The organism is Xanthomonas phaseoli pv. dieffenbachiae, assembly GCF_008639345.1.
GTDB lineage: Bacteria > Pseudomonadota > Gammaproteobacteria > Xanthomonadales > Xanthomonadaceae > Xanthomonas > Xanthomonas phaseoli.
The window spans coordinates 19,262-40,337 of sequence record NZ_CP041381.1; the positions used below are offsets into that span (position 1 = coordinate 19,262).

Genomic DNA, 21,076 nt, shown 5'->3' on the forward strand with positions numbered 1-21,076 from the left:
GCTGACAATGTTGTAAGAAAAAGCGAATAAAAATAGTCAGTTAAAACCTACTTACCACACACACATTTATCTTATCCTTCTTTTTCCGCTTCTCCGTTTTTGTCCTCCGCCCCCTCACCACCCTCGACCTGGCCACCCTACCCCAGAACCTCACCACCCGGCCTAGCGCTGCTCTAGCGCGTTGCCGAGTAGCCTGCACTGGGTGCACCCACCTGGGCGACCAAGCGGCACACAGCACCGCACAAGCGGTCAGCGTGACCCCTGCTTTGCAGCCTTCGGGCCGGTTCCTGCAAACCCGGTTGGCGCGGCAGCTGGTGACACCACGGAAACAGCATTGGATTGGGCTTTGGTGGACCGCCGGCCGCTCACTCTCGCGCCTGCGGGCAAGTTGACCGTGACCCCGGCCGCTTGCGACACCCAGCCCACATATCCGTTACGCAATCCGCGCGACTCATTGCCCGTGTTGTACATGGACAGCGCACCCAGCAATGCCGACTTTTCGGCGCGATACTTTGCCCATGTTTGCGCATAGTTCTGGCTGAGGATGGTGGTGCCGACACGGATGTTCGTGCACGGGTCCAGCAGGTCAATCGGGGTTAACCTGAACTTGCCTAGATGTTGCGAGTTGATCTGCATCAGTCCGATATCGGTACGGCGTCCCGCGCGCACCTGTTCGACCGCAATGCGTTGCGCGTCCTCCAGCCTGGTCGGGTAGAAGCTACGGGCCTGGTTGTTGATGGCATAGGGGTTGCCGCCGCTTTCATGCTTAATGATGGCTTGCACGGTCTGCGGATGCACGCCGATAGAACAGGCGAGAATTAGCGACATCAGGTCACTCATGATCGGCTCCATCTGGCTGCGCCTGAGTCCATATCGGCGTGACGCGTCCGGCAATCAGGACCACCGGCACAAACCCGTAATAGCGACCGTCGTAGCTGTTCGCTAAGCCGTCACCGATGGGAAAAATGTGTCCTGCCGGCACGCGATTGCAACCTTGCAGCGCGTGGGGTAGCGGCACACCTGTGTGATCCGTTGCAGATACAGCACCTACGCGTGTAAACGTGGCCGGGTGCCCCGGTGTCGTCGGGGTCGCAATTGTGACTTCGACATTGACGCACACGGTGTCACCGGCGACGGCAGCAACGCGCTTGATGTAGAGACTTCCGGGCTTCATCCAACCGCGTTCAAAGCCGTAACGGGGGATGTAAGCCGGAACCCCAGAAAATTCCGTCACCCCTCACCCCAATTCCAACCCCGCCACGAGCGCATCCAGATCGATCAAGTTGCCGTTACTTTGGAAGGTGTAGTGCCCGTTCAGCAGGATGTGTCGCCACGCCGCCGGTGACATCTTCGTGATCAGCAGCACGGCTTTGGCGTTGCCGCTGGCCTGGTACTTCGTCAACAGGCGCGACAGGATCGCCGAGTTGTAGTAGATGATGGCGTTGGCCATCAGCCGTGCGCATTGGTTGCTGATTTCGATTTCGATGTCTGTGTGCCCGGTCAGCTCCTTCTTGCCGCCGACCTGGGCGATGGTCGAGCGTAGCTGGTGGTAGGACTCAATGCGATTCTGCGAGCGGTGCACGCTGCGTTCCCGTTGCGGGTCGCGCAGGTAGCGCAATGTGTAGATGCTGCGCACCAGCTTATCGAACTCGAAGATGGCGCGCCGCGTCGGGTTCGGCGCGGTGTACGTGCATAGCTTGCGGATCAGGGTGCCCTGAGTCATTTCCTTCAGGCCCAGCGTGGCGACGATCCGGTCGATGTTGCTCTTTTCGCTGACGATGAGTTGCCGATCGATTTGGCCGACCGGTCGGATCAGGCACGTCTCGTACAACGCCGGTTCGTCGGCGCAATACAGATCCTGCAATTGGGCGTCCAAATCGGTGAAGCGCGGCTCGAAGCGCAGTCCGAACCAGTGCAGGATGGCGAAGTTGGCCTTGTTGACGCTGTGCATATCGCCGGTAATCGCCGTTGGCACGATATCCGACGTGTTGCGATACGGTAATCCCCCCGCTTTGAGCGTTCGCCAAAAGTGGAGCTAGGCGGCCATCGCCAATTTCATTGCTGGCGTGATACCGCCGAGCGCCATGTTGGGGCGCTCATGGTTGTACGTCCATAGCCAGCGCGTGGCCTTGTCCTGAACCTGCTCGATGGTGTCGAACAACGTTGTGGCCAGCCAGGCGTAGCGGACGGTGCGGTTGTAACGTTCGACATAGGCATTCTGCTGCGGCTTGCCTGGCTGGATGTGCTCGATCCGAATCCCGCGCTGCTGTGCCCAAGCTAGCAGCGCGCCGCTGATGTACTCCGGGCCGTTGTCGCAGCGAATGGCGTTTGGCTTGCCGCGCCAGTCAATGATCTGTTCCAACGAGCGGATCACCCGGGCCGATGGCAGCGATAAGTCGACCTCGATGCCCAGACCCTCACGGTTGAAGTCATCGAGCACATTGAACAACCGGAAGCTGCGGCCGTCGGCCAGCTGGTCGTGCATGAAATCCATCGACCAGACCTGGTTGATCGTCTCCGGCACCGCCAACGGCTCTGGCCGCTCGCGCACCAGCCGCTTCTTCGGCTTGATCCGCAGGTTCAACTCCAGCTCCCGATAGATGCGGTACACCCGCTTGTGATTCCAGCCAAAGCCCTTCACGTTGCGCAGGTGCAGAAAGCACAGGCCGAACCCCCAATCACGATAGGTTGTGGTCAACCGCACCAGCCAATCGGCAATCCGGGCGTTCTCCTCGCTGGCCTTGGCTTGATAGCGAAAGCAGGTCTCGCTCACCGCAAAGGTCCGGCAGGCATGCCGGATGTTCGTGTGGCCACCATCTACGGCCCATCGGGCCATCTCCCGGCGTTGAGATGGCCTCACCATTTTTTTGCCATCGCCTCCTTCAGCAGGTCGGCGCTGAGCTGGGCATCGGCGTACATCTTCTTCAGGCGCCGGTTCTCGTCCTGCAGCTCCCTGAGCTGGGACATCAGCGATGCGTCCATGCCGCCGAACTTGCTGCGCCACTTGTAGAACGTCGCCGAGCTGATGCCGTGTTCCCGGCACAACTCCGGCACGGGCGTGCCGGCCTCGGCCTGCTTGAGGACGGCAATGATCTGGCTGTCGGTGAAGCGGGATGTCTTCATGGAACCTCCTCGGAAAAGGGTACGAGAAAATTCCACTTCTGGCGTCAGCTAACCTGTGGGGGGATTACCGTACGCGCCATGACCAGATTGCCGTGGTTCATTGCCTGGGCAATGATGACTGCCATCAGGCTGTCAGCGTCGGCCACCTTCTTGGCATAGCGTGGTTGCAACGGAGTGAGCGCCGACAAGAATTGACACTGACCGTTGACATAGCGGAACACGTCGGCCACGTCGCAAAATGGCAGTTGCTCGTAGAGTGCCTACTCATGCGCCTTGTGGTTCTCGCTCTTGGGCTTGCGCCACGTCAGCGTCTGCGTGGCCTTGCCGTAGTCGAGGTGCTTCAGCTTGCCCTGCTTCAGCTCACGGTTGAACGCCAACCACTGCGTTCGCAGTTCTGCCGTCAGTGCAATGAGTTGGGCCTCGATCGGTTCGCGCAGGAACGGGATGTCCATCGGAGCCAGTACATCGGCGTTCTCATCGAGCGACACCAACTCGTCAGAGAGGTGCCGATGTTGCAAGCTGTCGTCGAGATAGAGTTCGCCCGACTGGAAGCGCTTCCTGACCTGGCGGTACAGCCAGAACTCGTAGCGGTCTGCGTGCAGGCCGGTCGGCTTGCTGTCGGCGTCGAAGGTCAGCAAGTACGGTCGCAACCGTTTCGGCAACGTCGCTGTTGGACATTCGACGAGCGGACGTTGCGACAGGCGCTGCTGTTTGGCGAACACACTCTTGGCCCAGATCAGTGCTGCCAGCCACGGGTTGCTGGGGTCGGTGCCGGCAAGGTCGAGCGCGACATACAGCGGTCGCAGATGACGGCGCATGCGTTCGGCCAGCCCGTCCACCGCCTGCCAATGCAGGGCCAGCTTGCTCGCTGGTTTGATGCTCATACGATGGCCGACGAGCTGAAGCGCGTCTTTCGGTATGATCTTGTACGCCCGCTGCCGCCCGTTGCCGAACGGTGTGGTGTCGGCCACCGTATCGTCGACATAGAGCAACAGCAGGCGTCCGACTCGTGGCGTTTCCTGCTGACGCCGTACCTGCTCGGCGACGAAGGATTGCTTGGCGCCGGCACGACTTTCATCCTCTAGTCGCTTCATGTGATAGGCCATGGCATCGACCAGGTTGTCGGTGAGTTGCCGATAGCGCAGCCAGGCGTAGCACAGCAGGTAGAGATGGGTCTGGTCCGGCTTGAGGTTTCGCAGGTCGTGGACGGTATAGAAGTTCGCCAGGCTCGCGTAGTAACGCACGTTCTGTTGCGAGATGCCCAGCTTGGGCAACAGCGTCTTGGCGATCCCGTGCAGCGGCTCCAAAATGGTGCGCTTCTCGCGTTCACGGGCCATCTGACGCCAGCCGAAATCTTTGGCGTCTTGCCGGAGCACCGCCAATTCGGACAGCGTGTTGTCTCGTACCAAAAGCTGGGATAGCGCGGCTTTGGCCGAATCATCCAGCACTTCGGCCAGCAGGCCACCTAAGCGCCGACGTTCGGCCGACAGCGTGGCGCTCACCAGTTCTTGCACAGTCGTGTAGCCGGGCCGGATGATCTTGCGTTCGTTGAGCCAGACGATCAGCTCGGCGGCGACGAAGCTAGGCGTCACGTCGCGGCGTGCGATCTGGGCGGCCTGCTGCGCGAGTTGTGGCAGAAAATCGGCTGCCCAGAGCCGATAGCCGAACCATTCGGCGATGCGCTCGCGCTGGGTGTAGTGCTCATGTTTGGTGATCGTCTTGCGTTCGAAGTCCTCGCCGTGGAAGTAGCGACTCAGCACAAAGGCGCAATCATCCTCGACTTCGCTCCAGTTGAAGCGGAAAAAGGCGTGCTTGGCCTTGAAGTAGCCGATCTGCAAGACGCAATAGGCCCGCGCATGGAGGCCGGGGCGACTGGCCGCGAACGTCAACTCCGCCTCGGACAACGCCAAGTATTCCAGCCGCTGCGCATCGTCGAAGTCCGGCAGGCCATAAAGCGCTTCCTGCTCGGCGTCCGAGAGGACGGTGAGCAGCTTATTCTTGTTGCTCATCGGCCGTTCTGCCCGTTCCACGCCAACCCTCTCGCTCCAGCGTTTCGATCAAGGTGGGGGGGTAAGCCGGAACCGCCGAAAATTCCGTTACTCCAAGCTCCAGTCCCGGCTATGAGTGACCAACTCGGTAAGTTCAAGCAGTGGGTTGATGATTTTTCGGCATCGACACCTCGACGTACTCAGCTAGGCGCTTCTGGGCTTCATCCATGTCAAACACCTTGGGATCGAACGGCCCGCCCAGCCACTCGATGAGTTCGCGCCGACGGGCGTTGCGGTGACCAGCAAGAACACGGAGCAAGTCTGCATACCCCCACGACCCGCCACAATCTTCCGGTGGACAGGCGTACTTGCCGGCGACCATGCATGGATAGGTACCTGTCGGTCGTGCCATCGCCTTCTCGACCGTCACTCTGTGCTGCCAGTTGTCGCCAAAATCGTAGGTGTACGTCAGGGCATCACCGATGCGGCAGACATCGCACAATCGCAGTTCGCTGTTGATCGCGCCGCCGTACCCGCGCCCATCCTGGTACGAGAACAGGTGCATCAACTCCCAGCCCATAGCGCCTTGGATGAAGTAGTGCAATTGCGCGAGTTTCGCATCCGAATGGGTATCGAAACGACGCCACACGGCCGGCGCTACGCCAAGCAGTTCGACCTTGAGACGCCACACGGGTGTAGGGTTGCGCATCGTCATGGATTCCTCACCCTTCCCACGGATTGATGACGGTTACGCCGGCCGCTTCGTAAGGGGCCGTGTCGCGTGACGCCACAATGAAACCCCGCGAGGCAGCAATCGCTGCGATGTAGCCGTCGGGTGTCGGAAATCCTCGCCCTCCGATCTTTGCCGTCACGGCCAATTCGGCATAACGCCGCGCTGCATCGATGTCGAATGGCAACACCCGATCCCTAAACAGGCCCATGAGGCCATCAAGGGCCTGTTCCAGCATGTCCTTGCGCTTACCGGCAGGAAGCGCAGCGATGCCAAATAGCAGTTCGGCCAGCGTCACGCTGGACAGGTACAGTGTTTCAGCGGCTTGATCGTTCAACCAGGTCCGCACGGATGGGTGCGGCTCGGGCTTCATCGCCTCGGAAACGACGTTGGTATCGAGAACGATCATTCAAGCCTCGGCGGGACGGCCGGCGTCTTGTCTCTTACCCGATCGAAGACCTCGAAGTCCTCATTCGTCAGGCCAATCTTGCGACCCAAAGCCGCCAAGGCTTCGCCTAGGCGAACGCGCGTCTCTGGCTTGACTGCGGTCGCCAGAATCTCGCGGACCTCGGCCTCGGTGCTGTGCCCATGTTGAGCGGCCCGCATGCGCAATGCGCGGTGCACATCATCCGGCAGATTACGTACTGTCAGCATTGCCATAGCATTCGCCTTTTCGAAAATGCATTCGATGCATGCATTTTATTTATTTGAGTTCATTATTGCAAGGGCCGGACCCTGTCGCCAAACACATGTTTTGCGACATGCCGGCACCTTGACGCCACTAGGCCATCAGGCCGATAACGGTGTGTAGTTGAAACCGATCAAGCAGCTGTTCGCCTGAGTGGGGCGGTCATTTCTCCCCCCGTTTGCCCACTGTTGCGTTGAACAGGCAGGAGGCATCACCTGCTCTACAGCGGTCGTTTGCGCCCAGCCGGGAACTGGCTATTTGACATCGACGCCAGACAGGCTACATCCAAGCCCAGTTGGTACCAGATGAAAGTTCACCAACTCAATGGCGGGCGACCCAAGGCATCCAGGCGTTCTGCATCTTCAAGGATCGCAGCAGTTGTGCGCGGCGAAATTGGCTGTGCGTCATCCAGTGCATAGGCTTGCCGCGCAGCATCGGCGGCTAGAGCCTCACGCGTCCGCGGTGAGTGCTCTTGCAACCTTTGACGCGTGTTTCGGGCCAGATCGGGGGCGATGACCGGCATCGAGGAACAGATATCGCCAGGTGCGGGGTTGGCTAGAAAGGCTGTCTCTAGGTCGCGCGCATTTGCATGGAGTTCAGTTTGCGGGTCCTCGATCTCGGCTCTGAATGCGTTTGTCCTGGCCAGCGCGTCGATTGCATCAGGCTTGTCGAAGCGTTCAACTACATTGGTGGATGTTCCGTACGTTTCGGCCCAGTGCGAATCCCTTGGTAGAACGGCCGGACCGTCGGCCCACGAGTCGAGGACTACAGTGGATTCTTCCGCCTCTGCCGAGCCTGGGGGCCGGTAGAGCGCGTAGAGGTGGGTCTGGTCGTAGTCGCGTACGGTCATCATCTGCCCGCCATTCTCCATGCGGACTGCATGCCGACGTGCGTTAATCGCTGCATTGTGATCACAGTTGCCTGCCCCCGCAGCCAGCGCACTGCCTGCCAGTAAACTTTCGTCATTTTCACCGAGACAGTAAGACAGGGAGCTATAAGTGGCGCTCCGTCCGTTGCTGAGCCGCAGATCGCTATCGACATTGCCTCGCCCACGGTGCAAGGCGAGTCGTGTCTCGTGCACCGTCTCTGTAGCATCGGCAAGGCGTTGACGGTCGCTCGCGTCTTCGATGGGTCTGCCGTTGAGTCGCATACCAAGCTGGTAGGCCGCCTGCTGAACTTCGTGCGGTTGTAGTGTTGGCTGCCGGAAGCGCCCCCGCCTCGTTCCCGAAGAGCCGAGTGCCACCAAGCCATGCAGGCTGGGTGAGATGGGCGCCTCGGAGGATGAAGGCGTAGAGGGCGTGGTCTGCTCTGTGGCGTGACTTGCATAGTGGTCGGGTGAACCTGCCACGCTCGGCTTTGAAACGCATAGACCCATTTTTGATCTCCGACAGTGACCTCAGAATCAAGTCTTGCAAAGAGCTCTCTGAATGTCGTTGGTTCACCGAAGTCATGTTTGGGAGCGCGAAAGGTGATACGCCCAGGGTTCCGGAGACACTCAAGACCCTCGTTGCGCGTAGCGCCGTTCAACTCTACATGGGACAGGTCGCCAGTTGAACCGTGGCGGCAGTTGAGGGTGTAGAACATCTCGATGTAGTCGAATACCTCGGCGCGAGCGGCGGCGTGGCGACACATCCAGCTGAACGGGCACTACACCTTCCAAAGTAACGGCAACTTGATCGATCTGGATGCGCTCGTGGCGGGGTTGGAATTGGGGTGAGGGGTGACGGAATTTTCTGGGGTTCCGGCTTACATCCCCAAACAGGCAAAAACATTCGAGATGTTCGCGCAGTCGTTACGTGCGGTGCCTCTGGAGAACATCGTTGATGCCCGTCTCTTGCATCCCCTACACAATGCGGCCCTGGCCTGCGAGAACGTCGTGGACCTTTTGAGAAAACCGCCGCCGAACAGGCTTGAAGAAGTCCAGACGTGGGAAAAATCACTCGGCGAGGCTCAGTACGTACTCATGGAGTCTTACACCAGCGCGTTCACTGTGGCGGCTGAGTTCACTTCCATTTCGATGTCCAAGAGGGCTATGCGTTGGATAAGGTACCTTCGCATGACAATCGCCCGGAAATTTGCAGCGTTACAGGAGTAGGGCTGCAGCCGGTTAGCGTGCTTGCGATAAGCCTGCCTAGTTGGAGTTGAATGAATCAGCTGCCTGAGCGCGCTTTGCACGGGCTGTCGCGATCTTTGCCCATGCTTTGCCACGGCCGGCCTGGCGGTCGGCGACCAGGTAGGTACGGCCAGTGCGTCGCCAGCCTGGCCCGCACAAGGCGAGCACATCATCGCCACCGCGATGCCAGACAAGCACGTCCACACATGCGCCGCGGCCGGCGCTGGCCCACTCCCTGGCTTGGTAGTCGCCATCTTTGGCCGTGGGTTTGCCCAGCTGCGCCACCAGCGCGTCGGCGAGAGCTGCGTAGGCCGCGCGCTCGAACTGAAACTCGACCGCCGCAACGCGCCCGGTGTGCTCGTCCAGCGTGATCGTGCTGGCGGTGGACGTGGCCCCACCGATCTTGAGCGGCTGCGTTGCCTTGCATTCGACGGCTTGGTATTGGGCAGCGCAGTCGGTAAGGCCGACCTTCCGTGCGGCCTCCTTGGGCATGCCAGGGTAGTAGCCGGCGACAGCGGCCCAGCTGCCACCGGCTGCCGGTCCTGCCAGTGCGGTCCACGCAAGGCCGGCGCCGAGCAACATGGCCGTTGCGCCTGCAATGTGGCGGCTCTGCATCATGGTGCTTGGCGTCCTTGTTGAGTTAAGTGTTCTTGAGTATCTCAACAAACGCCGCATCGATTGCGGCGTCGTGAGCGACAAGATCGGGTCGCTCGGGGTGGAGCAGATGCATCAATTTTTCAAAACTGGCCAAACGTTGCACATCGCTGAGCCCAGCGAGCTTTGCTGCCAGCGTAAATAGATCCACGCTGGGCGCAACGAAGTCAACGAATGCGGCGTCAGGGTGGCCATGCCACGCCTGCCGTTGCTCGGCCCGCTCAGTGACGATGCTTTCCAAGCGATCCATGTCACTCGGCCATGGATCACGGCCGGGATCGGAATATTGCTCTTCCAACGGCAGGCGCTCCATGTACTCGCAGGCCCGCTCGTTTTCATCGTTGTCGAATATCGCAGCGAGCGCGGCCCATTCGTCAGGCGTGAAGTCAGGCAGGTGCCGCAGGGCCAGCGTGTAATAGGTGCTCAGGATCTGGCCGAGCCGGCGCTGCGGAGCGCGGTGGCCGGCAAACAATGCCACCTCACGCCCCGCAAGGGTGACGCGCAAGTCGTAGGTGTCGGTTAGCTCGACGTGTGCATGCGCTTGCTCGATCACGACAGACTCCCGGTGCCTGGGCACATTGATGTGGTGACGCTCATGCGCCGGCCCCAGCGGTGCGGGCGGGCTTGCGGGTGCGCGGCAGGCCGGGCAATTTCAGCTGCGCCCGATCGCTGGGCAGGATCTTGGCGGCGGTGGCCACCGCCGCCGCGCCGGCCGGCTTCTTGGCCGGCGCACGCTTGGCGGGTTTGCCCTCGCGTTTGATCTTGGCCAACTCCTTCAACGCGGCCGGCCGGCCACGGCGGTAGACCTTGGGCGCGCGCACGCGCGCCTCGCCGCGCTGGCCGGTCAGTTGCTTCTCGACCTGGCCCACGCGCACCATGACGGTGTAGCCGCCGACCTGGCCGACCAGCTGCACGGTGCGCAGCACCCCGGCACTGGCCAGGGCGGACAGGGTGGTGATGGAAATGGGTGATGTCATGATCGACCCATCAAACTTCGATGTTTGATGCTCGATCATTTGACCCTGCCGTGCAAGCACTACCGTGGCGAGGGCGGATGCGTACATAACGCGAGATTCCACGCAGTGGCCCGGCCGCCAGTGGTCAGCGGTCGTGACAGGCCTTGTGCCTACCGCCTCGCAATAAATTTTCTACTGCGTCGGTTCAGCGGCATTTGCGGGGCGTCGCCCGCAAAGCCTTGCGGGATAAGGCTTTCGCGTGCAACCGGTGTTTTCGCTTTGTCGAATTCGTGCACTTAACGGGCGTTGATAAGTGCATACAAGTACAGCTATAATTCCGCCTATCACTTTTTGACACCTTGAATTCCCCATCCACTTTCGCCATGCGAAGCTGATGCAGACACCTCAAATCCTCGCTTGCCCTGGCCCCTTCGCGCCCACGGCCCCAGACACACTCCTGGTGAGGTACAGACTATGAACACTCAGACCACTCAGAATCCTTTCGCGCTGTTCTCCGACGATCCGGCCGAGTTCAATAAGCAAGACTTAAAAGCCAAGCTCGGGATCACATTGATCCAGCTCATCCGTGCCAAAGGCTGGACGCAGGCCACCACCTCCGCACATTTGAAGGTCACCCAGCCACGCATCAGTGACTTGATGCGCGGCAAGCTGGACCGCTTCTCCATCGATGCATTGATGGAAATGATGTTCCGTGCCGGCTATGGGTTCGACTACCTGTTCGATTTCTCGGGCGATGACAAGGCACAACCGCGCCTGGAAATGAAATTGAAAAAGGCGATGCTGTAACAGCATCGCCTCCTTCTCCGCTAGCTACTGGTCTGCGCCCAGTTGCTTCAGCCGTTCCGCTGTCGTTGCGATCAACTGCCTGTCCTGACCCTGGCCGGTCTTGGACGTGGCATGCAACACCACCACACTGCCGTTCTTACGTTCCACGTACATGCAGCGGTAGGCGGGGCTTCCATTGATTTTTAACTCGATGACGCCCTTGCCTGCTGCTTGCAACTTCTCGTGTTTCATTGCCGGGGGCAATCCTTGGCACACCATCTGCAAGTTCACCAGGAACTCGTTCCGCTTCACTGCGGGCAGATCTTGCAATTCCCGTTGTACCGCCTTGCTCCAAATGAGCTGCCGCACCTTGGCGGCTGGTTTTTTACTGCTGTCGTTCTCGGACATGAATATGCTCTTTACGATTGTTAGTTAGTGACCTTCGGACTGTCATGTGGGTTATCCCTTGGGTTGAAATTGGTAACCAGGCGAGTGCCTGGCTACCTCGTTATTTTGATATACTGAAACTTGTATGTCAATCCATTGACGGGCGCTAGTAGCTCTTTCTTGCCGGGTCGCTGGTCATGCCCCCCTCCCGCACGCGGCGCATCGCCTCGCAGGAGCGAAGAACGCGAGATTGCTCGCAGTGGCGCGGCGCCGGCAGCAGCTCGCCAGCAGCTGCAAGGGGTTTTGCCTGTCGCGCTGATAGGCAGTTTTGTTGCACAGTTGTGCCGCATCCGTTAGGCTAGCCTCACCACTCCTCCCTTGTCGCCTCATTCAGTTGGGTAACGGCTTGGGACGAAAAAACCGCCGCAAGGCGGTTTTTTCATGTCCGCAGGAAGCTCCTCGTGACAATCGACAAAGCAACTGTCGTCTACATCGATGGCTACAACCTGTACTACGGGCGCATCCGTGGGACCGCATTCAAGTGGCTTGATGTCGTTGCACTCTTCGATCGCCTCCTGCATGACCAAGATCCGACCACCGACCTGCTGCATGTCCGGTATTTCACAGCCCCGGCGCTGGGCAGGTTTGCGACCCACAAGGAGGCCTCGGAAACGCAATCGGCGTACTTGCGCGCGTTAGCACACACTCACCCACAACGATTCACCACGACATTAGGCAAACACAGCTGGGACAAAGGCGGAACCCTTCTGGCGGAGTTTGTCAGCGGCCAGCCGTATGATCGGGCGCGCCGGGTCCGGGTCTGGAAGCTCGAAGAGAAACAGACCGATGTGAACCTGGCGCTGGCCATGTATCGCGATGCCGCCTCGGCACGCTATCAGCAGCTGGTTGTGTGCTCCAACGATAGCGATATCGAGCCGGCCCTTGTGACTATCCGCGAGGACTTCCCGAGCATCGTGCTAGGCGTCGTCACGCCACGCAGGCCACCTGTCGATGGTGAATCAGACAGAAGAGTCAGCGTCTCGCTGTCGAGCCGAGCCGACTGGACACGTCACTACATTTTGGATGATGAGCTGGCCGCAGCGCAGCTTCCCGAGCGCGTTCGCAAGCCTGGCAAGCCAATCGATAAGCCGGGGCATTGGTGAGGGTGCTACGGTAAACTTGACCGCTATAATGTTTGCCCCGCGCTTTGACCGATCACCGTTCATGGGTTCAACCCCTTGTACAACGACCACAGAGCTCCCCGAGACCGTAGGCGCACGCTTGGTGACGGAGCGAAAGCGCCTCGGCCTTACGCAAATCGAAATGGCCGAGCACTGTGGTGTCAGTCGGTGGGCGCAGCTGAATTTCGAGAAGGACACCAATCTACCGGGGGGCGCGTATCTCATCGCTGCGCATCAAATTGGCGTCGATATACTCTATGTCCTTACGGCTACACCGCCATCGTACAAACGTTGATCGACGCGGCGCATGGGGTGTAGGGGCAGCGCCCCTACGGGCAACGCTTCACTCACGCAGTGCACAGGTCGGCGCCGGCAGCAATGATGCTCCGCCAGCATGTCCGCAAGATCTCTCACCACCTCCTGCAGACCGCCTTTACTTCTACTCTGTTGTTGTTGGCCACCTGCTGGTGACCACAGGGTCACACGGCCGTCTAGGCATGCTCCCCAGTTATCAATTCCCGTAACCTTGCGCGCAGTGAGCTGCCCACACACGCTTGACAGCAGTGACGCTCGCGCCTGCCAGGCGCCCAGTGTTGGCGATGGTCTCCCCTCGATCCCGCAACACGACGATACGAGCATGTACGGCCATATCGGCTGGGCGGCAGCAGCGGACGCGGCCAGCTTGGCCACAGTCGGACTGCCGCCTGCACGTGGGCAGTGCCGGCGCAATCTATGCTTCAGACAAAGGCTTGAGCGGTGTGGCCAGCGCTTGGCACACCTGGGAAAGCGGTGCTGCCAGGGGCAGGGCAGGGGGCGCGAAAACGCGGACGCGATTGCCGTCGATGACCAGCGAAAGTGGTGAGGCAATCGGGATCTTCGGTGGATCCATGAAAAGTGCGGTGCGCAGCAGCGCGCCGTGCTTGTCGCGGTAGTTGGCTAGGCCGCGGATCCGAGAGCCGTTGCACGCGGCGAACGTACAATCCGGCGCTTGCGGCTCCAACGCGAAGCGGGCCAGGCCTGCGGCGTGCAGCTGCACGCCGTAGCGCCTAGTGGCGCATTCGGACAGCGCGGGATGCTCGATGAAGGTTGCCAGGTAGGCGACCGTCTCGACGGTCGCCACGTCTGCAGTCTGGCCGGCGCTGCCGGCTTTGTTGTGGGCGACCAGGCCGGCGATTACCAGTAGGATCCTGCCTGCGGGAATCAGCACGCAGGCGGCCTTCAAGAGATTAGCGCGAACCGGGCGCACTCGATCTGCTCGGCCGGCGTGCCGGCGTCCGTCAGGACGCGCACGGCCACGTCGCTGGCCAGCTGGTAGGCGGCACGCTCTTGTTGGCTCCGGCCGCCCTCACTGGCCAGCAGCGCCAGGCGGGAAAGCCTGACGCCGTGTTCGGCCAGGATACGTTTGGCCGCCATGCACGCCTGGACGCGCAAGCCGCCTTCGGGCGTGTCGGGAAGCTCAAGCGCCAAGCGCATGATCCTGCTTCCGCTGCTCCTGGATCCGCTCGTAGATTTCCTCGCGGTGTACGGGCACGTTATGCGGGGCCGTGATCCCGATACGGATTTGGTTGCCCTTGACACCGAGTACCGTGACCGTCACGGCGTCGCCGATGTAAAGGCTTCCCCCATCGCGGCGCGTCAGAATCAGCATGATTTCGCTCCTTGAGGGCCTACGCCGCCGGGGTAGGGTGGGCGGAGGGATGGTGGTATGGGCCAACACTCAATTCCTCGGCGTTCATGCGCCGGGGTCTTTTATGCAGCTTTGCGTTGTGCCGCCCGCAGCTGGCGGGCCTTCTCAAAGCTGTGGGCGCTCAACGTTCTTGCGCCTTTCAACGCGGCCTCGCCGCAATGCCCCAAGGCGACGGAGCCGAGAAACGCGACCACGGCGAGGCGGATCATCGGCCAGTTGGTCGGGGATGAAAGCCAGTAACAGGCCACCGCGCCGATGATGCCGACGCAGCCCATCAGGATAAGCAGGATCCGCGCTGGCCAGCGCAGCGGCGAGAGGATCGCCGCCACGGCGGCGGCGGCGGCGCCGACCAACCACCAGGCCCAGCCCTTCTCGCTCGCGCCCTGGCGCGGCTTGGCGGGACCAGGCCGGCGGGGACGGCGGCGCTGGAAGGGAATGACCTTGCCCATTTCACTTGATCTTCAAATCGTCCAGGCTGTGGCCTTCGCCAGCCAGATATTCGGAAACCCAGTTGGGTTTCCGGCCCTTGCCGGTCCAGGTGAATTTCGACTTGCTGGGGTGCCGGTACATCGCCCGCGACCGCGCCGGCCCGCGGGCCGGCGGCGGGAACAGGTCGGGCAAGTCGGCGACCGAGAAGCCGGCGGCTTCCAGGACTGCGATCACCTGGCCCTTTACTGCCTGCCGCTCCCTCTCCTTGGCCTTGGCCTTCTGCTTGTCGATTTCCTGCTGTAACAGCGTGAGTTGCGACACGGACAAGGCCGTGAAGTCGAGATTCGGGGGCAGTACGTCGGGCTGGTCGTTTGCCATTGAAGGCTCCTTGGCGGGCAGGCCTGAACCGTCAGACCTAAATCACTTATTTCAAAATGATTCGTCATTCTTGGAATATTGTCAACCGGCTTCAGGGTCAGGGACAAGTCAGTGGAACTGGGGCCGTTTAAGCCCCGATTCGGGCCTCCGATCAATCGTCCAGCTCGTGGAGTAGGCCGTTCTCGTAGATGTACGGCAACAGGTCATTGCCATCGCGCAAACCCAGCTTGTTGAGGCCGTTGTATTTGTGCGTGGTGACCGTGCTATAGCTGCGGCCTGTGGATTCCACGATGTCGTGCGCCTTGGACCCACGGCAGAAGGCGACGAGAACGGCGCGTTCGCTGTCGGTCAATGTGGACCAAGCGTGCTTGCTCAGGCTGTCTAGATCGATATGGCTGTCGGTGTAGGTCTGGCCCTTGGCCACGCCATTCAGCGCGTCGATGAGTTCGGCGGTCGGGCTGGTCTTGGCGACATAACCGGCTGCGCCAGCTTGCATGACTGCACGCGCCAGAAACGCGCTTTCCTCGGCCGTGTAGACCAGGACCTTGAGCGCGGGATTGGTTGCCAAGATGGCACGCACCAATGAGACTCGCTTGAGGCTGCCCGGCATTACTAGGTCTAACACGACGATTCGTGGCGTAGATGCTTGCTCAGAACAAGCCGCCAGAAGCGCGGCGCTGGTATTGGCTGTGCTGAAGCGCGATTCTGCCACGCCCAGCTGGTCGGCGAGCATCAGACTGACGGCGAGTGTCACCGAATGGTGGTCATCGGCGATGATGTAGGAAAAGCCGGCAACGCCTGGGTCTTGGGTGCCTATTTGCATGGCGGCTGTGGCCGCAGTTCCGCCGACCACTGCTAAGTGGCTGGCGGCGGGCATCGGGGCAGTCATGGGCTTCTTCATTATGGCAGGCTGGTAATCGGTATGGGTTATATCCCACACGTAACCGCCATGAAATTGGGAAAACTACGAGGCCCGTCTACCTAAAACTAGATGGCGTCGAGTGACCGTAACGCGTCTGTTCGCGCTTGCCAAGCCGAACGGCGAGGCTGCCAACCAAGCTCTCTCCTGGCCTTGTCACACGAGACAGTTGCGGTGGTGTTCAACATGGAAATGAGCGTCGGCAGATCGTTCTTCATCACGGTCTGCGCCAGCACGGCAGACAACCGAACGATTGAAAACGGCATCCGCCGGATCTTTCGCCCTTCCTCCTGGCCCTTTCGGATGTAATCACCGCCAAGCGAGATCACATCGTCGGCTGCGACGTTATAGATACCCTGCGCACCCTTCTTCAAGGCTGCCAGGATGGCGTCTACCACGTCGGCTTCATGCACAACCTGCTGCCTGGGCTGGCTTTGGCCGAAGTCCAGCCATACCGGCAGCAGGAAAATCTCGCGTAGGAACTTCTGCGCGTGTGCCCCGATGATGAGGTGCGCCCGGATCTGCACGGCACTGGCGATCTTCGCCGAGAGATAGCGTTCGACCTCGGCTTTGTGATCTGCATACGCGAACCAGGACGGCGGTTTCGGCTCTGCTTCCTCGGTCATGTTCTCGCCCGTGCCATAGACTGAAACGCTACTCAGGTTCAGGAACGTCCCGATCCCATTGGCAACGGCAGCGTCGATGACGTTCTGGCTGCCACCGACATTGATTTCGGTCATTTTCGGCACAGTCATCCGACCGCGCTTGACAGCAAAGGCAAGGTGAATCACCGCGTCATGGCCGCGCATGAGGTCGCGGACTTCGGGGTTGCGCATATCCATCGTGACGTGGGTGAACTTCGGATCAGCGAAGCCAGGCTCCACGATATCTATACCCGTGACGCCCGTCACGGATGCTTCCGCAACAAGAGCAGGCAGCAGGACGCTTGCTAGGCAACCGGACGATCCGGTGAGGAAAATTTTCATTCGGCTTAGGCATCGGTTGGGAGCGGAGCAATTAGCGTACTGGAACATGCCTGCTCCACGCTCGCTATCAGTTTCTCCGGGTGGATGGGTTTACCAAGCGCAGCGTTCAACAGGCCATCAGCCAAGGGCTGCTCAAAGACCAGTGCCCGGTCATCCGCAGCATCCGCGCTGAGGGCTATGATCTTGGCCCCTGGAATACGGGCCCGGATCGCCACGGCTAGCTCAATGCCGTTCATTTCCGGCATTCGGTAATCCAGAACATGCACGTCGTAGTGATTGCCGGCGTCGATGGCGGCCAAGGCTTCGATCCCCCCTCCCGCCGCGTGTACGTGATAGCCGGCCTCCCGCAGTACGGCGGACCAGGCGCTGCGGCTTTGGAATTCGTCGTCCACAAACAAGACCGCAGCCACACGTTCAAATGCTGTCCGCAGGGGCGCGGCCGCTCTCGGGCGGCTCTCAGTGTCCTGGAGCATGGCTGCGGGTGCGGTCAATCGAAAGGTGGAACCTTCGCCGGAGCTGTTCAATGTGACTTGCCCGCCGACAACCTCAATCGTGTCGCGAACAATCGAAAGGCCCAGCCCAAGGCCATCCGCGCCAGTTGAAGACCCCGCACGATGAAATCTCTGGAAGACAAGCTGCTGCTGAGATTCTGGAATTCCGAACCCGTTGTCGGAGACGACAAAACTTAGCATCGTTCCTTCGTAGCCAGCACTAAGTTCGATCCTGTCGCCGCCGGAATGCTTTGCGGCGTTGTTCACTAGGTTGATGAGGCAGATTGACAGTGCATGCACTGCACCGGAAAACATGCCGAATGACCTCGCATTGATGATCGTGATCTGCGCGCCATTGACTTCTGCAAGCGGCTTTACGATTGTCGCCACCTGGCGCAGCAAATCGACAGGATCGAACTTTTCGTGATGCTCTTCGTAGGTGAGGTCTTCGGAGGCGGTCTTGCCAAGAATCGCACGGATTTGCCGTGTGAGTTGGTAGGCGTTGATGCGTATCCCGTCAATCGGCGGTGGCTGTAGGCCGCAATAGCCGATGATCGAGCTAACAGGCGTCAACAGGTCGTGCGAAACGTTGCTAATGAAACGTGTTTTGGTCTTGTTCGCTTCATCCAGTTCCCTGTTGGCCGCATCAAGCTGTTCTAACAGCTTGATGATCCGTGTCATCGGCGCGAGCTGCATCAATGGAACGACTGCCAGCGTTACAAACAGGGAGAGAAAGACTCCCCAATCTGTCCAGCTCGTGACTAGGCCAGAGACAATAAACGTCACCGTGGTGAATACCATGCCGAGCTTGAGGTAAAGCGGCTCCTGGTAACGGATGCCGTAACCGATCCCGATCCACAACAGGACCGCGAAAAGGCCCATGAAGGAGCTGCCCATTCCGACCATCACTAGGCCGATGATGAGACAATCGTAGGCGAGCGCTCCGGTATGCCGAAGCTTGTCTGGCCCGACGCGCCGCCATGCCATGAATACCCAAAAAAAGGTTGCTAGCAGCGCAAACAGCGAAATTGCGCGCAGGTATGGCGTGTTCTGTATCGAATAGCAGTAGATACCGCATATGATGAAGATGCCAAACCGAAAGTAGGCTTGGTTGACCTCTTGCCGGATGGGGTTAACGCAATACCGTCGTTCAAGCTTGCGCAGGATCTTTTTGATCGGCCCTGCCTTGCGGGGGACGGCCGCTTCGGCATGATTGGGAGTTTGGGAATTAGCCATGTGGGTTCTAGTCGTCGATGACTCGCCTTCCAGCATCATCTTCATCAATGAAGCGTTACGCTCGCTAGGGCATAGCGTGCTTACGCGCACTAATGGAAGTTCGGCGTTGGAGACGCTGCAAGCGATGGAGGTAGATGCGGCGCTGGTGGACTATCACATGCCTGGCATGAATGCCGCTGCCTTCATCGAGACACTTCGGAAGCAAACAAAATCGGCAACTGCTGCAACGCCCGTCGTCGTGATGACTGCGGACGCTTCGCCGAAAGTAGCTACGACTGCGCTATCAATGGGGGCTGCCGCTGTAGTTCATAAGCCGCTCGGCTTGAACGAACTGGCGGCGGCGATCGATGCCATAGATCTAAAGTCGCAACGATAATCCGCTACGGCTGTTGCGGCAGCCGCAGCCACCAATCGGAATTGTGTTGCCATCTCCGCCCTGCGTTCCCCTTGCATTAGCGGACCTAATAGGCCGGTGCATGCGACGATGAGCGCGTGATCGCCGATCGGTGCGACTGCGTTCTTGAGAGCATGCACCTGCGCAAACAGTTCTTCGCCCTTTGTTGTCGGGTCGGCGACGGTGCAGTGCTTTACGATTTCTTCTAATTCCTGAAGGATAGCGTCGGCATAGTTTGCCGCCGCAGCGGGATTGATTCGCGCTAGCGTCGCCAAGTTTGAGCCGGGGTCGATCTTGACCACCATCATGTAGTTAGCCCTCGTAAATTTCCCAATTTTCATTTCCTACTTATGCACCCAGGCTGTGCTTGGGCCGTTTTCGCTTGCCCGGCACCCGGGCAGCGCAACTGCAAGCCTGTTGACAGTCATCGTTTTTTGATGAATGATCTGTCATATATTCAATGTTGCATAGACGATTTGAGCCAATGGCATTCCGAATTCTGGGACTTCTGGTGGGCTTGTTCAGCGCGATGATGGCACTAAACGCGCCAGCACAGTCTGTTCAGGAATTTGAGGACCTGGCCCGGCAATGTGCCCCGTCCGTCCATCCCGCCACTCTGGCCGCGGTCGTAAAGACCGAATCCAGCTTCCGGCCCTACGCCATCAACATCAACGGCAGCCGTCAGTTGCCGCGCCAGCCGGCAAACCAGGCGGAAGCCATTGCCACGGCCGAATACCTGTTGGCCAACGGCTACAACTTCGATTCAGGCCTGGGGCAAATCAACAGCACGAACGTCCGCAAGTTCGGCATGGCCTGGACTGAAGTGTTTGAGCCGTGCGCCAACCTAACAGCCGCGGCCCGGGTCCTGACCGAATGCTTCGTGCGCGCCTCCGACGGCGAACCGAACGATCAAGCGGCGCTGCGCAATGCGCTGTCCTGCTACAACACCGGCAACTTCACGCGCGGGCATGCCAATGGCTATATCGGCCGCGTCGAACGCGCTGCCGGCACGATTCCTGCGACCGTGGTCCCGGCGCTTCTTCCCGATGTCCAATCCCCCGAACCGGCGGTAGCCACGGTCGCAGAAACCACCCCGCCAGCCTCGCGGCCCATCGTCGAGGTTGGCCCTGACGCCTTTGGCCGGGGGCGCAACGACGCCTTCGGCCGGGCTTCCGCCAAGTCGCGAATGGAACGAGAACTACAAAGCGAACCCGCCGCCATCACTGCGGCTAGCACTACACCAACAGGAGCGGATCGACCCATCACTCTCCCAGGATCGAATATTCCAAAGTGATGTTTCACTATGTCAATAGTGAAACGGACAAACAGCAAGGCAGCGCTTACGCTGGCCAGTTCACTTAGGCCAACGGGAGTGCTTGTAATGAAGCTTATTCAATCGCCTGAACTCGATCTGCTGCTTACCCACAGCACCATCGAGGAATGCTCGGTTATCGAGACAAAGGACCGCGCCTGGACATTCGTGCTCCACGTGCGCAATCACAAGGATGGGTCGGTGTCGGAATACCGGCTTGTGAGTCAACGGGGCAGGAAGCGGGAATGGAGCGATCCACGCGCGATGTTCCGGTTTCTACGCGACCACTACAACGTCCAGAAAGGACACTTCCAACTGAGGTAGATATGAAAGGCACTCCCGCGCGTTTCGCCGATTACAAGACCGGTGTCGCTTCCTCCCTGCTCCTGGCAATCGTTGCCGCCGATGCCCGCGCCCAGGGGCTGACTAAGGCCAAAGGTTTCCTGAATTCGCTCAAGGACAATCTGCTGTCCTTCGTTCCCATTATCGCCATCTGCGCCGGCCTGGTCCTGGTCATCCTCTACTGGTTCAACGTGATCCAGAAAGAGGGCTTCATCAAGTGGATCGTGGGCCTCATCATCGCCGGCTCTGTCGCAGAAATCGTTGCACTGTTCGTCACCTAATTTCAGGTGACGAAC

The 21,076-nt window shown here is 59.8% G+C and carries 27 protein-coding genes and 5 pseudogenes; 8 read left to right on the top strand and 24 right to left on the bottom strand.

Annotated elements, in window-relative coordinates:
- Nucleotides 1-249: 249 nt before the first annotated feature.
- The 10 genes and pseudogenes from FLG15_RS22925 to FLG15_RS22975 form a co-directional block, all read right to left on the bottom strand.
- A complete protein-coding gene (locus FLG15_RS22925; RefSeq protein ID WP_150147842.1) occupies nt 250-840 on the bottom strand; it encodes a lytic transglycosylase domain-containing protein in 591 nt (196 codons plus the stop codon).
- Complete coding sequence (locus FLG15_RS22930) at nt 833-1,234, bottom strand: S26 family signal peptidase (protein WP_150147845.1); 402 nt, start codon at nt 1,232-1,234, stop codon at nt 833-835. Before FLG15_RS22930 ends, FLG15_RS22925 begins: the two co-directional genes overlap by 8 nt.
- A 3-nt stretch (nt 1,235-1,237) precedes the next feature.
- Nucleotides 1,238-1,996, bottom strand: a pseudogene (locus FLG15_RS22935) (Tn3 family transposase); the annotation flags it as partial.
- Nucleotides 1,997-2,035: 39 nt separating this feature from the next.
- A protein-coding gene (locus tag FLG15_RS22940; RefSeq protein WP_223842567.1) for an IS3-like element ISXcd1 family transposase occupies nt 2,036-3,123 on the bottom strand; the annotation gives its coding sequence in 2 pieces (ribosomal slippage) (nt 2,036-2,871 and nt 2,871-3,123; 1,089 coding nt in all).
- Between the two features lie 68 nt (nt 3,124-3,191).
- A pseudogene (locus FLG15_RS22945) lies at nt 3,192-5,132 on the bottom strand (DUF4158 domain-containing protein); the annotation flags it as partial.
- A 133-nt stretch (nt 5,133-5,265) separates the two neighbouring features.
- Entirely contained in the window at nt 5,266-5,826 is a 561-nt protein-coding gene (locus FLG15_RS22955) for a plasmid pRiA4b ORF-3 family protein (RefSeq protein ID WP_370512629.1), read from the bottom strand.
- A 7-nt stretch (nt 5,827-5,833) separates the two neighbouring features.
- Nucleotides 5,834-6,250, bottom strand: a complete 417-nt coding sequence (locus tag FLG15_RS22960; RefSeq protein WP_022557732.1) for a type II toxin-antitoxin system VapC family toxin — start codon at nt 6,248-6,250, stop codon at nt 5,834-5,836.
- Complete coding sequence (locus tag FLG15_RS22965; RefSeq protein WP_057663112.1) at nt 6,247-6,501, bottom strand: FitA-like ribbon-helix-helix domain-containing protein; 255 nt, start codon at nt 6,499-6,501, stop codon at nt 6,247-6,249. Before FLG15_RS22965 ends, FLG15_RS22960 begins: the two co-directional genes overlap by 4 nt.
- A 341-nt stretch (nt 6,502-6,842) precedes the next feature.
- The gene (gene xopE, locus FLG15_RS22970) at nt 6,843-7,904 is read right to left on the bottom strand and encodes a XopE/AvrPphe family type III secretion system effector (RefSeq protein WP_150145898.1); all 1,062 of its coding nucleotides are present in this window, start codon (nt 7,902-7,904) and stop codon (nt 6,843-6,845) included.
- Nucleotides 7,905-8,024: 120 nt separating this feature from the next.
- Nucleotides 8,025-8,146 (bottom strand): annotated as a pseudogene (locus FLG15_RS22975) (IS3 family transposase); the annotation flags it as partial.
- A gap of 103 nt (nt 8,147-8,249) precedes the next feature.
- On the opposite strand from FLG15_RS22975, the gene FLG15_RS22980 reads away from it, so the two are divergent.
- Nucleotides 8,250-8,624 carry a hypothetical protein gene (locus FLG15_RS22980; RefSeq protein WP_244665596.1) on the top strand — a complete coding sequence of 125 codons (375 nt, stop codon included), beginning with the start codon at nt 8,250-8,252 and terminating at the stop codon, nt 8,622-8,624.
- A gap of 36 nt (nt 8,625-8,660) precedes the next feature.
- On the opposite strand, the gene FLG15_RS22985 is transcribed toward FLG15_RS22980, so the two are convergent.
- Genes FLG15_RS22985 through FLG15_RS23000 form a run of 3 tightly spaced genes read right to left on the bottom strand, consistent with a single transcriptional unit; the run spans nt 8,661 to nt 10,273 of the window.
- On the bottom strand, nt 8,661-9,260 hold the full coding sequence (locus FLG15_RS22985; RefSeq protein ID WP_150147848.1) for a hypothetical protein: 600 nt from the start codon (nt 9,258-9,260) through the stop codon (nt 8,661-8,663).
- A 22-nt stretch (nt 9,261-9,282) separates the two neighbouring features.
- Complete coding sequence (locus FLG15_RS23710) at nt 9,283-9,849, bottom strand: hypothetical protein (RefSeq protein WP_342343582.1); 567 nt, start codon at nt 9,847-9,849, stop codon at nt 9,283-9,285.
- 40 nt (nt 9,850-9,889) lie between these two features.
- Nucleotides 9,890-10,273 (bottom strand): hypothetical protein, encoded by a 384-nt coding sequence (locus tag FLG15_RS23000; RefSeq protein ID WP_150147851.1) that lies wholly within the window; start codon nt 10,271-10,273, stop codon nt 9,890-9,892.
- A 453-nt stretch (nt 10,274-10,726) separates the two neighbouring features.
- Between FLG15_RS23000 and FLG15_RS23005 the strand changes: the two genes are divergently transcribed.
- On the top strand, nt 10,727-11,059 hold the full coding sequence (locus FLG15_RS23005) for a helix-turn-helix domain-containing protein (RefSeq protein ID WP_150147854.1): 333 nt from the start codon (nt 10,727-10,729) through the stop codon (nt 11,057-11,059).
- A 24-nt stretch (nt 11,060-11,083) separates the two neighbouring features.
- On the opposite strand, the gene FLG15_RS23010 is transcribed toward FLG15_RS23005, so the two are convergent.
- On the bottom strand, nt 11,084-11,446 hold the full coding sequence (locus tag FLG15_RS23010) for a type II toxin-antitoxin system RelE/ParE family toxin (protein ID WP_150147857.1): 363 nt from the start codon (nt 11,444-11,446) through the stop codon (nt 11,084-11,086).
- Between the two features lie 827 nt (nt 11,447-12,273).
- Here FLG15_RS23010 and FLG15_RS23715 point away from each other — a divergent pair.
- Nucleotides 12,274-12,588: a PIN domain-containing protein gene (locus tag FLG15_RS23715; protein WP_342343584.1), complete on the top strand. Its 315-nt coding sequence runs from the start codon at nt 12,274-12,276 to the stop codon at nt 12,586-12,588.
- Nucleotides 12,589-12,649: 61 nt separating this feature from the next.
- Nucleotides 12,650-12,871: pseudogene (locus tag FLG15_RS23020) on the top strand (helix-turn-helix domain-containing protein); the annotation flags it as partial.
- 246 nt (nt 12,872-13,117) lie between these two features.
- On the opposite strand, the pseudogene FLG15_RS23025 reads toward FLG15_RS23020, so the two are convergent.
- The 9 genes and pseudogenes from FLG15_RS23025 to FLG15_RS23065 form a co-directional block, all read right to left on the bottom strand.
- Nucleotides 13,118-13,267: pseudogene (locus FLG15_RS23025) on the bottom strand (recombinase family protein); the annotation flags it as partial.
- 69 nt (nt 13,268-13,336) lie between these two features.
- Nucleotides 13,337-13,813 (bottom strand): hypothetical protein, encoded by a 477-nt coding sequence (locus FLG15_RS23030; RefSeq protein WP_342343583.1) that lies wholly within the window; start codon nt 13,811-13,813, stop codon nt 13,337-13,339.
- Nucleotides 13,814-13,824: 11 nt separating this feature from the next.
- Entirely contained in the window at nt 13,825-14,079 is a 255-nt protein-coding gene (locus FLG15_RS23035) for a hypothetical protein (protein ID WP_244665594.1), read from the bottom strand.
- Entirely contained in the window at nt 14,063-14,254 is a 192-nt protein-coding gene (gene csrA / locus FLG15_RS23040) for a carbon storage regulator CsrA (protein WP_150147866.1), read from the bottom strand. The genes FLG15_RS23035 and csrA overlap by 17 nt, the downstream gene beginning before the upstream one ends.
- 101 nt (nt 14,255-14,355) lie before the next feature.
- Nucleotides 14,356-14,742, bottom strand: coding sequence for a hypothetical protein (locus FLG15_RS23045; RefSeq protein WP_150147869.1), 387 nt, complete (start codon nt 14,740-14,742; stop codon nt 14,356-14,358).
- A 1-nt stretch (nt 14,743) separates the two neighbouring features.
- Nucleotides 14,744-15,100: an H-NS histone family protein gene (locus FLG15_RS23050; RefSeq protein WP_150147872.1), complete on the bottom strand. Its 357-nt coding sequence runs from the start codon at nt 15,098-15,100 to the stop codon at nt 14,744-14,746.
- Nucleotides 15,101-15,251: 151 nt separating this feature from the next.
- The gene (locus FLG15_RS23055) at nt 15,252-16,001 is read right to left on the bottom strand and encodes a response regulator (protein WP_244666117.1); all 750 of its coding nucleotides are present in this window, start codon (nt 15,999-16,001) and stop codon (nt 15,252-15,254) included.
- A gap of 86 nt (nt 16,002-16,087) precedes the next feature.
- Nucleotides 16,088-17,005, bottom strand: a complete 918-nt coding sequence (locus FLG15_RS23060; RefSeq protein ID WP_150147875.1) for an NAD-dependent epimerase/dehydratase family protein — start codon at nt 17,003-17,005, stop codon at nt 16,088-16,090.
- Nucleotides 17,006-17,010: 5 nt separating this feature from the next.
- A complete protein-coding gene (locus FLG15_RS23065; protein ID WP_150147878.1) occupies nt 17,011-18,777 on the bottom strand; it encodes an ATP-binding response regulator in 1,767 nt (588 codons plus the stop codon).
- Between FLG15_RS23065 and FLG15_RS23070 the strand changes: the two genes are divergently transcribed.
- Nucleotides 18,731-19,108, top strand: coding sequence for a response regulator (locus FLG15_RS23070; RefSeq protein ID WP_150147880.1), 378 nt, complete (start codon nt 18,731-18,733; stop codon nt 19,106-19,108). The two genes, FLG15_RS23065 and FLG15_RS23070, sit on opposite strands and share 47 nt — an antisense overlap.
- On the opposite strand, the gene FLG15_RS23075 is transcribed toward FLG15_RS23070, so the two are convergent.
- Nucleotides 19,039-19,467 (bottom strand): hypothetical protein, encoded by a 429-nt coding sequence (locus FLG15_RS23075; RefSeq protein ID WP_017158421.1) that lies wholly within the window; start codon nt 19,465-19,467, stop codon nt 19,039-19,041. The genes FLG15_RS23070 and FLG15_RS23075 overlap by 70 nt on opposite strands.
- 143 nt (nt 19,468-19,610) lie before the next feature.
- On the opposite strand from FLG15_RS23075, the gene FLG15_RS23080 reads away from it, so the two are divergent.
- The 3 genes from FLG15_RS23080 (at nt 19,611) to FLG15_RS23090 (ending at nt 21,061) form a co-directional block, all read left to right on the top strand.
- Nucleotides 19,611-20,420 (top strand): lytic transglycosylase domain-containing protein, encoded by an 810-nt coding sequence (locus FLG15_RS23080; protein WP_150147882.1) that lies wholly within the window; start codon nt 19,611-19,613, stop codon nt 20,418-20,420.
- 87 nt (nt 20,421-20,507) lie between these two features.
- Nucleotides 20,508-20,762, top strand: coding sequence for a hypothetical protein (locus FLG15_RS23085; RefSeq protein ID WP_150147885.1), 255 nt, complete (start codon nt 20,508-20,510; stop codon nt 20,760-20,762).
- A 2-nt stretch (nt 20,763-20,764) separates the two neighbouring features.
- On the top strand, nt 20,765-21,061 hold the full coding sequence (locus tag FLG15_RS23090; protein ID WP_017158599.1) for a TrbC/VirB2 family protein: 297 nt from the start codon (nt 20,765-20,767) through the stop codon (nt 21,059-21,061).
- The last annotated feature ends 15 nt before the right edge of the window (nt 21,062-21,076 follow it).

What these genes read in the sequence shown, in the direction of transcription:
- FLG15_RS22925 (WP_150147842.1), bottom strand. Translation starts at nt 840, where the DNA reads ATGAGTGACCTGATGTCGCTAATTCTCGCCTGTTCTATCGGCGTGCAT.
- FLG15_RS22955 (WP_370512629.1), bottom strand. Translation starts at nt 5,826, where the DNA reads ATGACGATGCGCAACCCTACACCCGTGTGGCGTCTCAAGGTCGAACTG.
- FLG15_RS22960 (WP_022557732.1), bottom strand. Translation starts at nt 6,250, where the DNA reads ATGATCGTTCTCGATACCAACGTCGTTTCCGAGGCGATGAAGCCCGAG.
- FLG15_RS22965 (WP_057663112.1), bottom strand. Translation starts at nt 6,501, where the DNA reads ATGGCAATGCTGACAGTACGTAATCTGCCGGATGATGTGCACCGCGCA.
- xopE (WP_150145898.1), bottom strand. Translation starts at nt 7,904, where the DNA reads ATGGGTCTATGCGTTTCAAAGCCGAGCGTGGCAGGTTCACCCGACCAC.
- FLG15_RS22985 (WP_150147848.1), bottom strand. Translation starts at nt 9,260, where the DNA reads ATGATGCAGAGCCGCCACATTGCAGGCGCAACGGCCATGTTGCTCGGC.
- FLG15_RS23000 (WP_150147851.1), bottom strand. Translation starts at nt 10,273, where the DNA reads ATGACATCACCCATTTCCATCACCACCCTGTCCGCCCTGGCCAGTGCC.
- FLG15_RS23005 (WP_150147854.1), top strand. Translation starts at nt 10,727, where the DNA reads ATGAACACTCAGACCACTCAGAATCCTTTCGCGCTGTTCTCCGACGAT.
- FLG15_RS23010 (WP_150147857.1), bottom strand. Translation starts at nt 11,446, where the DNA reads ATGTCCGAGAACGACAGCAGTAAAAAACCAGCCGCCAAGGTGCGGCAG.
- FLG15_RS23035 (WP_244665594.1), bottom strand. Translation starts at nt 14,079, where the DNA reads ATGCGCTTGGCGCTTGAGCTTCCCGACACGCCCGAAGGCGGCTTGCGC.
- csrA (WP_150147866.1), bottom strand. Translation starts at nt 14,254, where the DNA reads ATGCTGATTCTGACGCGCCGCGATGGGGGAAGCCTTTACATCGGCGAC.
- FLG15_RS23045 (WP_150147869.1), bottom strand. Translation starts at nt 14,742, where the DNA reads ATGGGCAAGGTCATTCCCTTCCAGCGCCGCCGTCCCCGCCGGCCTGGT.
- FLG15_RS23050 (WP_150147872.1), bottom strand. Translation starts at nt 15,100, where the DNA reads ATGGCAAACGACCAGCCCGACGTACTGCCCCCGAATCTCGACTTCACG.
- FLG15_RS23055 (WP_244666117.1), bottom strand. Translation starts at nt 16,001, where the DNA reads ATGAAGAAGCCCATGACTGCCCCGATGCCCGCCGCCAGCCACTTAGCA.
- FLG15_RS23060 (WP_150147875.1), bottom strand. Translation starts at nt 17,005, where the DNA reads ATGAAAATTTTCCTCACCGGATCGTCCGGTTGCCTAGCAAGCGTCCTG.
- FLG15_RS23070 (WP_150147880.1), top strand. Translation starts at nt 18,731, where the DNA reads ATGTGGGTTCTAGTCGTCGATGACTCGCCTTCCAGCATCATCTTCATC.
- FLG15_RS23065 (WP_150147878.1), bottom strand. Translation starts at nt 18,777, where the DNA reads ATGAAGATGATGCTGGAAGGCGAGTCATCGACGACTAGAACCCACATG.
- FLG15_RS23075 (WP_017158421.1), bottom strand. Translation starts at nt 19,467, where the DNA reads ATGAAAATTGGGAAATTTACGAGGGCTAACTACATGATGGTGGTCAAG.
- FLG15_RS23080 (WP_150147882.1), top strand. Translation starts at nt 19,611, where the DNA reads ATGGCATTCCGAATTCTGGGACTTCTGGTGGGCTTGTTCAGCGCGATG.
- FLG15_RS23085 (WP_150147885.1), top strand. Translation starts at nt 20,508, where the DNA reads ATGAAGCTTATTCAATCGCCTGAACTCGATCTGCTGCTTACCCACAGC.
- FLG15_RS23090 (WP_017158599.1), top strand. Translation starts at nt 20,765, where the DNA reads ATGAAAGGCACTCCCGCGCGTTTCGCCGATTACAAGACCGGTGTCGCT.